The sequence below is a fragment of the Nocardia carnea genome, from assembly GCF_029868855.1.
In the GTDB taxonomy this organism is placed as follows: Bacteria; Actinomycetota; Actinomycetes; order Mycobacteriales; family Mycobacteriaceae; genus Nocardia; species Nocardia carnea_A.
On the sequence record NZ_JARWOV010000234.1, the window covers coordinates 1 to 14,006 of the forward strand.

Consider the following 14,006-nt stretch of genomic DNA (forward strand, 5'->3'; position numbering starts at 1 on the left):
CCACCCTATTCACCGCGGCGCACCCATTCGGTGGTTGGAGGCGGCCGCGCGTTTGGATCGGGGGTCACCGCAGCCCTCGGGACTCGCACGCGATCCGTACGCCGCTTTCGAGTATAGGTCAGGCTTACCTAACTAGGCAACCCGTTGGGCGCGCCGGATCGCCAGCCCGCGATCCTCCAGCGCCATCAGCAAACCTTCCCCACGCCGGGCACCCGCCACCGCATCGGTCCGCGCAAGTGCGGGAACGTAGGTCGTGGCGCCACACACGGATTCGGCGACCAAGGACCAGAAGCGACGCGGGCCCAGTCCGGCACAACGGGCCAGCGCACCCTGCACCAGCAGTAGCGACGGTTCGCAGCGGTAGGCGAGCCATACCCACATCGCCCGCTCACACGGCAGGGTCACCACCCCCGGCGAATCGGCCATCGGATCGCCGTCCACCACGCGGATCGTCGTATCGGCCAGGCCCGCCCAGTCGATACCACCGTCGTTGTCGGTGTGGATCCAGACGTTCTCCAGTCCTGGATCCCAGGCCCGTCCGTCCGCGACCCACAGGGCCGCGACGCGGCCGACCACCGCATGAATGAGAGCGGTGGCGACGACCTCGGCGGCCGCGGTCGCGCTGATCATTTCGGCGGCGTGCCGCCGGTACATCAGCTCTATCCGCCCTTCACGAAGACCGGCGGAAAGCGCCCACCAGCGCCTTTTGCCCTGATCGGCCATCGCCGCGGCAGCGTATACGCGCGGATGCTCGGGCTGCAGCGCCCGTAACCGGGAACACGCCGAACCGAACGCCGCCTCATAGGGGCGGGGGATGTGCACAGTGGCCAGTTCGGACATTCGAACCTCCTCGGGATCGGCGTTGCAGCAACGGCTTGATCGAAAGATAGGTTAGCCTAACCAGACCTAGCAAGTATTTCGCGCAAACGAATCGAATGCCCGAAACTCCCCGCCGGCACCACTCCGGAATCACCGCCCGAGCGGGCGAACTGTGAGCTATGACCAATCCCACGCGGTTACGACACCCTGTAGTACGCCCAAGTGTCGTTGAGGTCGTAAAATCGAGAGATGGCTGGACTTGGTGAACTCGAGAAAGCGGTTATGGACCAGTTGTGGTCGGCCGACGAACCACAAACGGTCCGGCAGGTGCACGAGGCCCTGTCGGCGCGCCGTGAACTCGCGTACACCACGGTGATGACGGTGCTGCAGCGATTGGCGAAGAAGAATCTCGTTGTGCAGCGGCGCGACGATCGCGCGCACCGGTACGCTCCGGTACACAGCCGCGACGAGCTGGTCGCCGGACTCATGATGGATGCGCTGCAGCAAGCCGACGAGGCCGGTAGCCGGGCAGCGGCCCTGGTGCATTTCGTGGAGCAGGTCGGGAAGGACGAAGCCGCGGCGCTGGCCCTGCGGGATGCGCTCGCTAAGCTCGAAGCAACCGAGGACACCGCACCGCCGCAGTGAGCTCGGACCCTGGCCCCACAACGCAGTGAGCAGAGTCGATGAACGCAGCAGCACCGGCCTTCGCCGTACTTGCCTTGCTTCTCGCCGGTCCCGTCCCGGAGGCGCTCAGCCGTGCGACCTGGACCTACCGGGTGCCACGGGCGGCACTCGTACTCTGGCAGGCCATCGCACTCGCGGCCGTGCTCAGCGCCTTCAGTTCCGGGCTCGCCATCGCCGCCGAACTCCTGGTCCCCGGTCCCGACGGCCGGCCGACCACCAAGCCCACCGATGAGATCGATGCGCTCGGGCTGCCGCTGTGGCTGGCCTACGTCTCGGTATTCATGCTGACCCTGCTGGTCGGTGCGCGGCTGGTCTACGCGTCGATCAGGGTCGGGATCCACACCCGGCGGCGGCGGGCGCGCCACCGCATGCTGGTGGATCTCCTCGATCAGAGCGGACCGGTCCGCCGCGCCGCCGATATCCGGGTGCTCTCGGCCACCGAGCCCATCGCGTACTGCCTACCCGGCCTGCGGCGCCGGGTGGTGGTGAGCGCGGGCACCCTGGACAACCTGACCGAACAGGAACTGACCGCCATCCTCAGCCATGAACGGTCGCATCTGCGGGCCCGCCACGACCTGGTACTCGAAGCGTTCACCGCGGCACATGAGGCCTTTCCCAGGTTCGTCCGCAGCAAATCGGCACTCGATTCGGTGAAACTGCTGATCGAACTGCTCGCCGACGATTCCGCAGTGAAGGTGACCGGGCCCAAGCCGCTGGCCCGCGCGTTGGTTGCCTGTTCGAAATCGACGGCGCCGCAAGGCGCGCTCGCGGTCGGCGGCCCCAGTACCCTCATCCGGATCCAGCGCCTGGCCGGACCGCTCGGCGATGTACGCATCGCCGGCGCCGCATATCTCGCCTCGCTCGCCATCCTGGTGGTGCCGACGCTGGCCGTCGCGATTCCCTGGCTCGTCGAGCTGAGCCGGCTCTTCCGTGCCTGATCCGATATCCGCCGCGGAGCGGCAGGCACCGGAATCCGGGACTGCGGGCGTGCGTCCCCCGTTCGCCCGCCTCGGTCTGCCCGTACTCACCGTCCAGGCGCTGCGGCGGGAAGGTCTCACCGATCCCCTGCCCATCCAGGAGGCGGCCGTTCCGGATGTCCTGGCCGGTCGCGATGTGCTGGGTCGCGCACCGACGGGGTCGGGCAAAACTCTCGCCTTCGGACTGCCCATGCTGGCCCGTCTCGCCGGGCGGCCGGCGATACCCCGCGCCCCCCGCGGGCTGATCCTGGCGCCGACGCGCGAACTGGCGTTGCAGATCGAACGCGCTCTGGAACCTTTCGCACTGGGTCTGCGCCTGGGCTCCGCCGTCGGCGGTATGCCCGCGAGCCGGCAGGCCGACAGGCTGCAACGCGGTATCGATCTACTGATCGCCACCCCCGGGAGGCTGACCGACCTGGTCGAGCAGGGCGCCGCGGTACTGGACGCGGTGCGGATCACGGCCGTCGACGAGGCCGACCATATGGCCGATTTCGGTTTTCTGCCGCAGGTCCGCCGCCTGCTGGACGCGACGCCCGCCGACGGGCAGCGGCTGCTGTTCTCGGCGACCCTCGACGACGAATCCGTCCAGGACCTCGTCCGGCGGTACCTGCGGAACCCGGTGACCCACAGTGCCGCGCCCGAACCCACGGCGGCGGTCGCGGTTCACCACCTGCTCTACGTCGAAACGGCCGACAAACCCGCCGTGCTCGCGCGGATCGCCGCCCGTGAGGGGCGCACGCTGCTGTTCGTGCGCACCCAGTACGGTGCCGAGAAACTCACCCGCAGGCTGCGCGACCAGGGCGTCACCGTGGCAGCCCTGCACGGGGGCAAGGCACAGAACCGGCGGCTGCGTACCCTGGCGGCATTCGCGGACGGTGCGGTGCCGGCACTGGTCGCCACCGATATCGCTGCCCGCGGTATCCACGTCGACGCGGTCTCCCTGGTGGTCCACGCCGACCCGCCCACCGACCCGAAGGACTACGTCCACCGTGCCGGCCGTACCGCCCGCGCCGGCGCCACCGGCACGGTCGTCACCGTGGTGACTCCCGATCAGCGCGCCGAGGTCGCCACTCTCACGCAGGCGGCGGGCGTCGAAGTGGTGGCCCATACCGTCCGGCCGCAGGACCGGGAACTGCAGCAGCTCACCGGCGCCCGCGCCCCCGCGGGCGCACCCGCCGCCCCCGAACCCGCGGCCCCCGGCCACGCCCGCCCGCGGAGCGGAACCGGACGCGGGCACCGGGCCCCCGACGCGTCCCGGCCACGCCGCCCGCATCGGCGCCGGAAGAAGTAATCGTCCCGCGTCCGCCGCCGCCACGGCGACTCACGATTACCATGGGTGCAGTGCAGTTTCTCCCCGGACAAACCCCGCCGTACGACCTGACCTACAACGACGTCTTCCTGGTCCCGAACCGCACCGATATCGCGTCGCGGTTCGATGTCGACCTCACCACGTCCGATGGCTCCGGAACCACCATTCCACTGGTGGTCGCGAATATGACCGCCGTCGCCGGTCGCCGGATGGCCGAAACGGTGGCGCGGCGCGGCGGGATCGTGGTGCTGCCACAGGACCTGCCCAACAGCGCGGTCGCCGAGACCATCGCGTTCGTCAAGAGCCGCTCGCTCACCGCGGACACCCCGGTCACGCTCACCCGGGACGATTCGGTTTCCGATGCCATGGCGCTGATCCACAAGCGGGCGCACGGCGCGGTCATCGTGGTCGACCAGGACCGGCCGGTCGGTGTGGTCACCGAAGCGGCCTGCGCCGATGTGGACCGGTTCGCCCGGTTGCACGAGATCGCCGGCACCGATTTCGTGACCGCACCGGCGACGGCCGAACCGTCCTATATCTTCGACCGGCTCGAGGCCGCGCATGCCGATCTTGCGGTACTGCTCGCCCCGGACGGCACCCTCGCGGGCGTGCTGACCCGTACCGGCGCGGTACGGCACGGGATCTACGCGCCGGCTGTGGACAGCGACGGGAACCTGCGGATCGCGGCCGCCGTGGGGATCAACGGTGACGTCCCGGCGAAGGCCAAGGCGCTGGTAGATGCCGGTGCCGACCTCCTGGTCGTCGATACCGCCCACGGGCATCAGGTGAAAATGCTGGAGACCCTGCGCGCCATCCGGGACCTGGATCTGGGGGTGCCGCTCGTGGCCGGGAACACGGTATCGGCCGAAGGCACCCGGGATCTGATCGCCGCGGGCGCCGATATCGTGAAGGTCGGGGTCGGTCCGGGCGCCATGTGCACCACCCGGATGATGACCGGCGTCGGCCGGCCGCAGTTCTCGGCGGTGGCCGAATGCGCCGCCGCGGCCGCCGATCTCGGCGCGCATGTCTGGGCCGACGGCGGTGTGCGCCATCCGCGTGATGTCGCGCTGGCACTCGCCGCGGGGGCGTCCAATGTCATGATCGGTTCCTGGTTCGCCGGAACCTACGAATCGCCCGGTGATCTGCGGGTGGACCGGGAGGGCAACGCCTACAAGGAGAGCTTCGGGATGGCCTCCAAACGTGCTGTGGCGGCCCGCACCGCCGCCGACCGCGGCTACGACCGCGCCCGCAAGGCCCTGTTCGAGGAGGGTATCTCCAGCTCCCGGATGTTGCTGGACCCCGAACGCCCCGGCGTCGAGGATCTGATCGACCATATCTGCTCCGGCGTCCGCAGTGCCTGCACCTATGCCGGTGCCCGCACGCTCGCCGAATTCCACGACCGCGCCGTCCTGGGGGTCCAGTCGGCCGCCGGGTTCGCCGAGGGACGCCCGCTGCCCGGCGGGTGGTGAGCCGGCCGCGTCGCCACCGGCCCGTGCACCCCGGTGTACGGGCCGGTACCATGAGGTGCGTCGGCGCTTGCCGGCCCTGAATTCACCAGGACGAAAGGAACCAGTTGTCACCCGCGTCCGAGGGCGCCACTCAGGAGGGCTCATCTATCGAGCCGGGTGACAGACCCGGCGTCCCCCTCCGCATCACCCTCCACCGCCCACCCGTACGTCCGGCCGTAGCTGCCGCAGCCCGCCGGGTGGTGGCGATATGACCGTCGTACTCACTGTTGCGAGCCTGGTCGGGTTCGTGGCGCTCACCGCGGGCACCGCGCTGTTCGTGGCCGCCGAATTCTCCCTCACCGCCCTGGAACGCAGCACCGTCGAAGCACACGCCCGCGAGGGCGATGTCCGGGCCCGAGCCGTCCGGCAGGCCCACCGCACACTGTCGTTCCAATTGTCCGGGGCCCAGCTCGGAATCACCATCACCACTCTGATCACCGGCTATATCGCCGAGCCGGTGCTGGCCCGATTGCTGGCGCCGCTGTTCGGTCTCGTCGGGATCCCGGATTCCGCGGCCACCGGTATCTCGCTGGTTCTCGCACTGGTCCTGGCGACCTCACTGTCGATGATCTACGGCGAACTGGTGCCGAAGAACATCGCGATCGCGGCCCCGCTGGCCACCGCGCGCATCACCGCGGGACCGATGGTGGCCTTCTCGACAGTGTTCAAACCGATGATCCAATTCCTCAACGGCACGGCGAACTGGGTGGTGCGCCGGCTGGGCGTCGAACCTGCCGAGGAACTGCGCTCGGCGCGGTCACCGCAGGAACTGGGTTCGCTCGTCCGGACCTCGGCCCAGCACGGCGCGCTCGATCAGCGCACCGCCCAGATCCTGGACCGCTCGCTGCAGTTCGGGGCCCGTAGTGCCGAAGAACTGATGACGCCCCGCGTCAAGATCGAGGCGCTGGACCGCACCGATACCATCGGCGATCTGCTGGCCGCCGCCGCTCGCACCGGATTCTCCCGGTTCCCGGTGATCGACGGCGACCTGGACAACACGCTCGGCGTGGTCCACGTCAAACAGGCCTTCACCCATCCGGCGCGCACCCGCGCCGGGGTGGGCTTGGCGCAGATCGCGCAACCGGTTCCCGTCGTGCCCGCCAGCCTGGACGGGGACGAGGTGCTCGAACGGGTTCGCGCCGACGGTATGCAGGTCGCCCTGGTGGTCGACGAATACGGCGGCACCGCCGGCCTGGTGACCATGGAGGACATCATCGAGGAGATCCTCGGTGACGTCCGCGACGAGCACGACGAGGAAGAACGCGATGTCCGCCGCGTCTCCGACGGCTGGGACTGTTCCGGATTGCTCCGTATCGACGAGGTATCCCGGGCCACCGGCTACCAGGCCCCGGAGGGCGAATACGAAACCCTCGGCGGCCTGGTGCTGACCCGGCTCGGCCGTATCCCGGCGGCCGGCGATATCGTCGTCCTGCCGCAGCGCCGCGGCCACGACCGGCGACATATCGACGGCCCGGGTGGCTGGCTCGCCCGCGTGGAACGGATGGACGGACGCCGGGTGGACCGGGTCCGGCTCGTGCCTGTCGACGCTCGGTCACTCGAACGCGAACAGCAACCGGCCGGACGGGAGTACCACCATGGGTGATCTGCTGGCCGTCGCGTTCACTGTGCTGCTGCTCGCCGGCAACGCCTTCTTCGTCGCCGCGGAATTCGCGCTCATCTCGGCCCGGCGCGACCGGCTCGAGGCACTCGCCGCCCAGGGTAAACGTAACGCCGATACCGTGATCCGGGCCGGCCGGAATCTCTCGATGATGCTGGCGGCGGCCCAGCTCGGCATCACCATCTGCTCGATTCTGCTGGGCCGGGTCGGCGAACCCGCGGTCGCGCATCTGCTCGAATACCCGTTCGAACTGGCCGGTCTGCCGGAGGCGCTGCTGCATCCGGTGTCGTTCGTGGTGGCGCTGACCATCGTGGTGATCCTGCATATCCTGCTGGGCGAAATGATTCCGAAGAACATCGCGCTCGCCGGGCCCGAACGCAGCGCACTGCTGCTGGTGCCGCTGCACCTGGCCTGGTTGCGGATCGCCCGGCCGCTCATCGCGCTCTACAACTTCGCAGCCAACGCGACACTGCGCATGCTGCGTATAGAACCGAAGGACGAGCTCGAAGCCACGGTCTCGAGCGATGAACTGGCCGAGATGATCGGCGAATCGCGGTCCGAGGGGCTGCTGGACGAGGAGGAGCACCGCCGCCTCACCCAGGCACTGGGCACCGGGGAACGGTTCGTGGCCGAGGTCATGATCCCGCTGAACATGATGCGTACCGTGCCGTTGCGGGGCGCGGGCGGGACAACGCTCGGCGATATCGAAACCGCCGTCGCCGAAACCGGGTTCTCCCGGTATCCGGTGCGGGCCGCGGACGGGTCGCTGGTCGGGTATCTGCATGTGAAGGATGTGCTGGACAAGGTCTCCGACGAGGCGGCCGGACCGAATACCGAGATCCCGCGTACCGATATCCGGCCGCTGCCGACAGTCCTGCTCGGCACCACCCTGTACGAGGCGCTGGCCCGGCTGCGTCGCACCAGCAGCCATCTGGGGCGGGTCGTCGACGCCCGCGGCAACACGGTCGGGATCGTGGCGCTCGAGGATCTGGTCGAACAGTTCGTCGGCACGGTGCGCGACGCTACGCATCGGGTGGCCGAATGACCGTCGGTTCCGCCGTGGCGGTCCTCGCCGAATCCGAGTGGCGGGCCCGCGCCGCCGCGCACGCCGCCCGCGCCGACGAGCTCGCCGGTGACTACCTGCGCCGGAGAGCCGGCGGAATCCGGCATCCGGTTCTCGATTTCCTGTGGACCTATTACGGGAATCGTCCAGCGCAACTACGCCGCTGGCATCCCGGGTACGGCATCGCCTTGCGCGGCGCGGGCGAATACACCGGTCTGCGCGGCTATCACCGGCTCGACGAGGACGCCTTGGACTGCGGGCCCGTGGTGACCGCCGATCCGCGGTTCCTGCGTGCCCGCGGTGAAACCGTCGCCTATATCGCCGGCCTGTTGCGTGCGACCGCTTCCCGCCCGGCCCAGCTGTCCTGTTTCGGCCTGCACGAATGGGCGATGGTGTATCGCACCGGGGAGGTCCGCCACGATTCGGTCCCGCTGCGGCTCGGTGCGGCAGGTACAGATGCCGTCCTCGAGTCGATGCCGGTGCGCTGTACCCATTTCGACGCGTTCCGCTTCTTCACCCCGCCTGCCGTGGGTCGCAACAACCGGCAGCTCACTCGCGCCGATCAGCCACATACCGAACAGCCGGGCTGCCTGCACGCGAATATGGACCTGTACAAGTGGTGCTTTCACACCAGCCCCCTCACCACATCCGACCTGCAATTGGACTGCTTCGAGCTGGCCCGGGATGCCCGGATCCTCGATATGCGGGCCTCCCCGTACGATCTCCGCGAGTACGGGTACGAACCGATCGAAATAGAGACCCCGGCCGGCCGCGCAGCCTATGCGCGACAGCAATCGAGCATCGCTGACCGTGCTGCCACGCTCAGGGCCCGGTTGCTTGCCGAGTGCGAAAACCTCCTGGAACAACTCCCGGGATAGGTCCGCAACACCGTCGGCGACAGGGGTCACCCGCCGTCATTCGGCGAAACCACGCACCGCGGGCACCCCGAATCGCTACCATCACTGAACAATTCCGGGTTATGTCCCAAAACATCGCTCGGGTGGTTCGGACGAGGTAGCTCGGGAAGCGCGAGGATGCAATGGGGCGTCCCTTCGGAGAAATCCATCGGACCAGGGCGATGGTGCTGGGCGTGGTCACCGTGGTCACCGCGATACTGCTGCCGGGCAGTGCCACAGCGGATCTTCAGGCCGATATCCACAACGAGGTCCGGGAATTCCTCGATATCGGCCGTACCGCGGTACCGCGCGCCGAATGCGGGCCCGGCGCCATGCCCGAGCCCGGTCTGCAGGGTGATGTTCCGGCGGCCGATCGCGACAGCGGCCGGAGCACCCAGGGCTACCGCTGCAATATGTCGATGGTCGGCCGATTCGCCGGCCGCGGCGCGGGTATCACCTCCACGAGTTTCGAGCACTGCGCCTATATGGGGACCTTCTTCCCCGGCAACCTGCTGCACCAGAACGGCGGGGTACAGGTCCTCGATGTCTCCGATCCCGCGCATCCGCGCCCTACCGTGACCCTGAACGAACCGGCCATGGTCGCCGGTACCTGGGAGAGCCTGAAGGTGAACGCCCGGCGCGAACTGCTGGTGGGCACCGGGGTCCCGATGCTGGTCGGCGCCGGGTATCTCTCGGTCTACGATATTTCCGATTGCGCGCATCCGCGGTTGCTGAATCCCGGCCCGGGAACGAACCTCGGTATGCCGCTGCCGATCACCACCCACGAGGGCGGGTTCTCACCCGACGGCAACACCTACTGGGCCTCCGGGATCACGCCCGGTTTCCTCAGCGCGGTCGATCTCACCGATCCCGCCCACCCGCGGGTCGTCTGGCAGGGACTCACCGGTATCACCGCCCACGGTTTCGGGGTGAGTCCGGACGGTAACCGGCTGTATCTGTCGGCACTCAGCGGAGTCACGGTTCTCGATATCAGCGCGGTGCAGCGGCGCGACCCCGATCCGCAGGTACATCACCTCGGACGGATGTTCTGGTCCGACGGCTGGGCCACGCAGCACAGCATCCCGGTCACCTACGACGGCAAGCCCCATATCTACACCGTCGACGAGGGCGGTTCCGGTGGCGTGAAACTGATCGACGTCTCCGATGACGCCGACCCCCGGATCGTCGCGAAGGTGAAACTCGAGATCGACCTGCCGCAACATCTGGACAGCAGTATCGCCTCGTCCATGGGTGGTTCGATCTTCGCCTACGATTCCCACTACTGCGCCGCCGACCGGCCCGCGAACCCCACCGCACTGGCCTGCGGCTGGATATCGTCCGGGATCCGGGTATTCGATATCCGCGATCCGCAGGCGATCCGGGAGATCGCCTACTTCAACCCTCCGGCGCGCACCGGACGCAATCTCGAACTGGTCAACTCACCGCATGCGCTGGCCTCGCTGCTCGGTATTCCGGCCATGACGGCACCCAGTGCGGCCCGCGCGGTACTCGAGGGGCAATTCGACCCCTCGCAGGCGCTCTCGTCGCGGACCGGCGCACTCGCCTTCGGCGATGTCTCGACCGACTGGTGCATGTCACCGCCGGAATGGCGGGGAAACGATCTCTACGTCACCTGTTCCGACAACGGATTCATGGTGTTGCACGTCGACGAATCGGTGTACACACCGCCGGCCGATCAGCAGTCGGTGGTGGGTTCCTGACCGGCACCACCGGGAGTATCCCGTTCCGGCGCTCGAAACAGCGGAGCCCGGACGCACTCGGCGCCCGGGCTCCGCATCGGCCGGTCAGCGACTCACAGCGGCGGGAATCCCGCCGAGCCGGTGGCCACCCAGTTCCAGAAATCCCCCACCCGCATCACGATCAGCGCGGCGATATCGAGCACGGTACTACCCATGAAGCATTCCTCACATCGGCTTGCAGATACGGCGGCCCAGAATAGGACCCCCGGCCCGTCGAGACAACCGGGCCCCGCCCACGGTGTCACGACTGCGATATCCGAGGCTAATCGTGAGTGGGCAGTCGCGGCCACTGACGGCCACTATGGGCCAATGTCGCGGGGTCCGTGGTGAGCAGAGTGCCGGATTCGCCCGATTCGGGCACCGGGGTCGCCGCGGCGACACTGCGCACCTCGAGCTCGGCCACCCCCACCAGCACCACCAGGCCCACGACGACCAGTGCGACCGTGGTCAGCAGCGGGGTGAGCAGTTCGACGGGGGCGACGCCCTCGGGTAGCCCGTGGTGTTCACCGTGGTGCGCGCTCATGGACGCCATACCGGTGTAGTGCATACCGCAGACCGCGACACCCATGATCAGCGCCGCGCCGACGGTATTGCCCCAGCCTTGGACGTGCAACATGAACCACAGCGCGGCGGTAGCGGCGACCACCGCGATCGCGATCGACAGCAGCACCAGGCCGGTGCTGTACTCCATATCGACGCCGGTGCTCATCGCGGCCATACCCAGATAATGCATGGCCACCACACCGAGTCCGGTGATGGCTCCGCCGAGGGGTAGTGCGATCGCCTCCCGGTTCCCCCGGACGACGATGATCAGCCCGATCAGGACCACCACAATCGCAATCACCGCGCTGAGCAGGGTCATCGGCATGTTGTACCGGATACTCGTACCGTCGATGGTGAAGCCGAGCATCGCGGTGAAATGCATCACCCAGATCCCGGCTCCGCCCAGCGCGATCGCGGCCGCGATCAGCCAGCCGTAGGCCGGGCTCGCGGTGCGGGCGCGCACGGCGCAGCGCAGGCCGAGCACCGAGCCGATGAATGACATCACATAGGCAAGGACAGGAGTCACCCAGCCGTTGCTGAAGTGCTCGAGATGTAGCACGTCTCTCTACTCCGCTTGTATTAGTCGATTTCCGAACCGCGGCCGCGCAGGCAGAAGTTCGATGCACCCGAAGCCGGGTACAAAGTAAAAATTTCACCTCAGGTGGGTATGCCGCCGCTACTTGATGTCACAACTGGGCTACCCGGACCGGACCGGTGATCAGCCCAGCAGATAGGCCGGGGTGGCCGGGGGGACGACGTTGTAGACGAAGTTCTGCCGCAACTGGTGGTACGGCTCGTCCTCGGCGAAGAAGTTCCGACGCATATGCGCCAGCTCCTCGGCCCGGTAGTCGGCCAGCGGCTTGACCGCTTCGTCCGCTTCCCGCCGGCGTTTCTTCGCCGTCAGGCGGCCTTCCAGCTCCGGCGAATCGGCGAGCAGCGCCGCCTCCTGACGCACCCATTCGCGGAATTCGGCGGTACTGCCCGAGCCGACCCGGTCCACCAGGCCGATCGCCGCGGCCGCGCCGGCGCCGACGGGCAGTGTCTCCCTCGTCAACCGCGCGGCCTCGGTCGACCCCACCCGACGCGGCAGCGAATACGTCCAGTACTCCGAGCCGTACAGGCCCATGAGCCGGTAGTGCGGATTCAGTACGACCGATTCGCGGCACCACACCTCGTCGGCGGCCAGTGCGAGCATCACCCCGCCCGCCGCCGCGTTCCCGGCGAGCGCCGAGATCACCAGTTTGTCCGTCGTGGTGAGGATCGCCTCCACCAGATCGTTCATCGCGGTGATATTGCGCCATGACTCCTCGGCCGGATTCTCGGCCGCCTCGATGACATTGAGATGGATTCCGTTGGAGAAGAAGTCGCGGGCGGGGCCGAGCACCAGCGCCCGGACGGGCCGGGCGCAGGCCTGCCGGTAGGCCACCAGCAGACGCCGGCACTGCCCGGTACTCATGGCGCCGCCGGGGAAAGCGAATTCGAGGTAGCCGACGGAGCCCTGTTCGTAGTAGCACAACTCAGACCACGTATCGCGGACCGCCGCCTCGGCCGGGGTGACCGGTACCTTGGGGATGTCCGAGGGCAGATCGGCCCCGAGCGCATCGACCGCGGGACGTTTGAAAGTTGCCGGTCCGCCCGGTCGCCGACGCCGTCGCAGCTGCGGCAGCCACACCGCGCCGTCGACAGTGGCGCGGCAGATAGCACCGTCGCGCGTGGCGACAACGGCACCCGGGGTGCCACGCAACCTGTCCTCGTTGTGACCGCCGTGGATGAAGTACTCGCGGCCGTACAGTTCGTCGAGTACCCCTGGCTGCGAATCGGCAGCGCGCAATTTACGCAGGATCGAGGCGGTGTCCTCACTGCCCCAGTCGATCCGGCGGTACTGCTGGGAGTGGTAGGGCCGCAGCTGCCCGCGCACATCGGGACGGCTGTAATCCAATGGTTCGGGCTCGAATTCGCCACTCGCGAAACGGTCGACGGCCAGCAGCACCGCGGTCACAGCGGCATCGGAGACCTCGTTGCGGTACAACTCGCTCTTCCCGCAGGCGGCCACCGGGAACCGCACCGATGCCCAGATGGGCCCCGCGTCCATTTCCGCGACGGCCTGCAGGACCGTCACACCCCACTCCCGGGCGCCGGTGCTGATCGCCCAGTCGAGCGAGGAGGGTCCGCGATCCCCTTTCGGGCCGGGATGCACGATCAGGACGGTATGCGTGGTCCAGATATCTTCCGGGATGGCCGTGGTCAGCATCGGCGCCACGATGAGGTCGGGCCGGAAATGCCCCACCCGCGCTCGCAGCAGATCGTCACCGAGCGCCAGCTCGACCCCCACCTCGTGCCCGCGACCGCGTAATTCGGTATGCACGCGCTGGGTGAGACTGTTGAATGCGCTGGCGACGAGCAGGACGCGCAAGGTTTTCCTCCATCGGGTGAGATCTGTCGGATCCCAACGTATTGCTTCGATTCCCGACAAAGCTAATCCCCCGGCGCGGTATCCGCAGTGCGGAGTGATCCCGGCAACATTTCACAGCGCAGCGTATCCGTCCGCCGCTCAATACATTCCGCACTCTCACGGCCGATCCAGTGCTCGCAGCCGGGCGGCGGGGTCCGGCCCTCCGCCCATGCCGGCGCGCAGCAATACCGCTCGGAACGATCTCGCGGCCTTCCCGCTGCACCGGGCACTGTGGCCTGTTTTCCGCGGCCATATCGTGAAAACGACGCCGCCCACCCGCCACGCCCGGACGAGGGGGGCTGGGGCGAAAAAAATCTGGCTACCAAACAAGATAAAACACACCCGCCCAACGACCTCGCGGGCGGCGGGGCACGAGA

At 68.1% G+C, this 14,006-nt stretch carries 11 protein-coding genes; 8 read left to right on the top strand and 3 right to left on the bottom strand.

The genetic code is table 11. From position 1 onward, the window contains the following. Positions 1 to 132: 132 nt before the first annotated feature. The gene (locus QH195_RS22795) at positions 133 to 840 is read right to left on the bottom strand and encodes a hypothetical protein (RefSeq protein WP_280436937.1); all 708 of its coding nucleotides are present in this window, start codon (positions 838 to 840) and stop codon (positions 133 to 135) included. 228 nt (positions 841 to 1,068) lie between these two features. On the opposite strand from QH195_RS22795, the gene QH195_RS22800 reads away from it, so the two are divergent. The 8 genes from QH195_RS22800 to QH195_RS22835 all read left to right on the top strand — a co-directional run bounded on the left by QH195_RS22800 (position 1,069) and on the right by QH195_RS22835 (position 10,595). Next, positions 1,069 to 1,464, top strand: coding sequence for a BlaI/MecI/CopY family transcriptional regulator (locus QH195_RS22800; RefSeq protein ID WP_280422819.1), 396 nt, complete (start codon positions 1,069 to 1,071; stop codon positions 1,462 to 1,464). Positions 1,465 to 1,502: 38 nt separating this feature from the next. Then, positions 1,503 to 2,441, top strand: coding sequence for a M56 family metallopeptidase (locus QH195_RS22805; RefSeq protein WP_195053988.1), 939 nt, complete (start codon positions 1,503 to 1,505; stop codon positions 2,439 to 2,441). Beyond that, the gene (locus QH195_RS22810) at positions 2,434 to 3,771 is read left to right on the top strand and encodes a DEAD/DEAH box helicase (RefSeq protein WP_432278420.1); all 1,338 of its coding nucleotides are present in this window, start codon (positions 2,434 to 2,436) and stop codon (positions 3,769 to 3,771) included. Before QH195_RS22805 ends, QH195_RS22810 begins: the two co-directional genes overlap by 8 nt. Before the next feature lie 50 nt (positions 3,772 to 3,821). Continuing rightward, the gene (locus tag QH195_RS22815; protein ID WP_280436938.1) at positions 3,822 to 5,258 is read left to right on the top strand and encodes a GuaB1 family IMP dehydrogenase-related protein; all 1,437 of its coding nucleotides are present in this window, start codon (positions 3,822 to 3,824) and stop codon (positions 5,256 to 5,258) included. 247 nt (positions 5,259 to 5,505) lie between these two features. Then, positions 5,506 to 6,900 carry a hemolysin family protein gene (locus tag QH195_RS22820; RefSeq protein ID WP_280423822.1) on the top strand — a complete coding sequence of 465 codons (1,395 nt, stop codon included), beginning with the start codon at positions 5,506 to 5,508 and terminating at the stop codon, positions 6,898 to 6,900. Continuing rightward, positions 6,893 to 7,960, top strand: coding sequence for a hemolysin family protein (locus QH195_RS22825; protein WP_280423823.1), 1,068 nt, complete (start codon positions 6,893 to 6,895; stop codon positions 7,958 to 7,960). The genes QH195_RS22820 and QH195_RS22825 overlap by 8 nt, the downstream gene beginning before the upstream one ends. Further along, positions 7,957 to 8,856: a 3-methyladenine DNA glycosylase gene (locus tag QH195_RS22830; protein ID WP_280436939.1), complete on the top strand. Its 900-nt coding sequence runs from the start codon at positions 7,957 to 7,959 to the stop codon at positions 8,854 to 8,856. The genes QH195_RS22825 and QH195_RS22830 overlap by 4 nt, the downstream gene beginning before the upstream one ends. Positions 8,857 to 9,017: 161 nt before the next feature. Next, entirely contained in the window at positions 9,018 to 10,595 is a 1,578-nt protein-coding gene (locus QH195_RS22835) for an LVIVD repeat-containing protein (RefSeq protein ID WP_280436940.1), read from the top strand. Positions 10,596 to 10,896: 301 nt separating this feature from the next. Here the strand turns inward: QH195_RS22835 and QH195_RS22840 are convergent, their stop codons facing one another. Both QH195_RS22840 and QH195_RS22845 read right to left on the bottom strand, forming a co-directional pair. After that, positions 10,897 to 11,703 (bottom strand): MHYT domain-containing protein, encoded by an 807-nt coding sequence (locus QH195_RS22840; RefSeq protein ID WP_280436941.1) that lies wholly within the window; start codon positions 11,701 to 11,703, stop codon positions 10,897 to 10,899. Between the two features lie 192 nt (positions 11,704 to 11,895). Beyond that, a complete protein-coding gene (locus QH195_RS22845) occupies positions 11,896 to 13,590 on the bottom strand; it encodes a hydrogenase maturation protein (protein ID WP_280436942.1) in 1,695 nt (564 codons plus the stop codon). Positions 13,591 to 14,006 lie beyond the last annotated feature (416 nt).

Coding starts and splice junctions, on each gene's coding strand:
- QH195_RS22795 (WP_280436937.1), bottom strand. CDS start 840: ATGTCCGAACTGGCCACTGTGCACATCCCCCGCCCCTATGAGGCGGCG.
- QH195_RS22800 (WP_280422819.1), top strand. CDS start 1,069: ATGGCTGGACTTGGTGAACTCGAGAAAGCGGTTATGGACCAGTTGTGG.
- QH195_RS22805 (WP_195053988.1), top strand. CDS start 1,503: ATGAACGCAGCAGCACCGGCCTTCGCCGTACTTGCCTTGCTTCTCGCC.
- QH195_RS22820 (WP_280423822.1), top strand. CDS start 5,506: ATGACCGTCGTACTCACTGTTGCGAGCCTGGTCGGGTTCGTGGCGCTC.
- QH195_RS22825 (WP_280423823.1), top strand. CDS start 6,893: ATGGGTGATCTGCTGGCCGTCGCGTTCACTGTGCTGCTGCTCGCCGGC.
- QH195_RS22830 (WP_280436939.1), top strand. CDS start 7,957: ATGACCGTCGGTTCCGCCGTGGCGGTCCTCGCCGAATCCGAGTGGCGG.
- QH195_RS22835 (WP_280436940.1), top strand. CDS start 9,018: ATGGGGCGTCCCTTCGGAGAAATCCATCGGACCAGGGCGATGGTGCTG.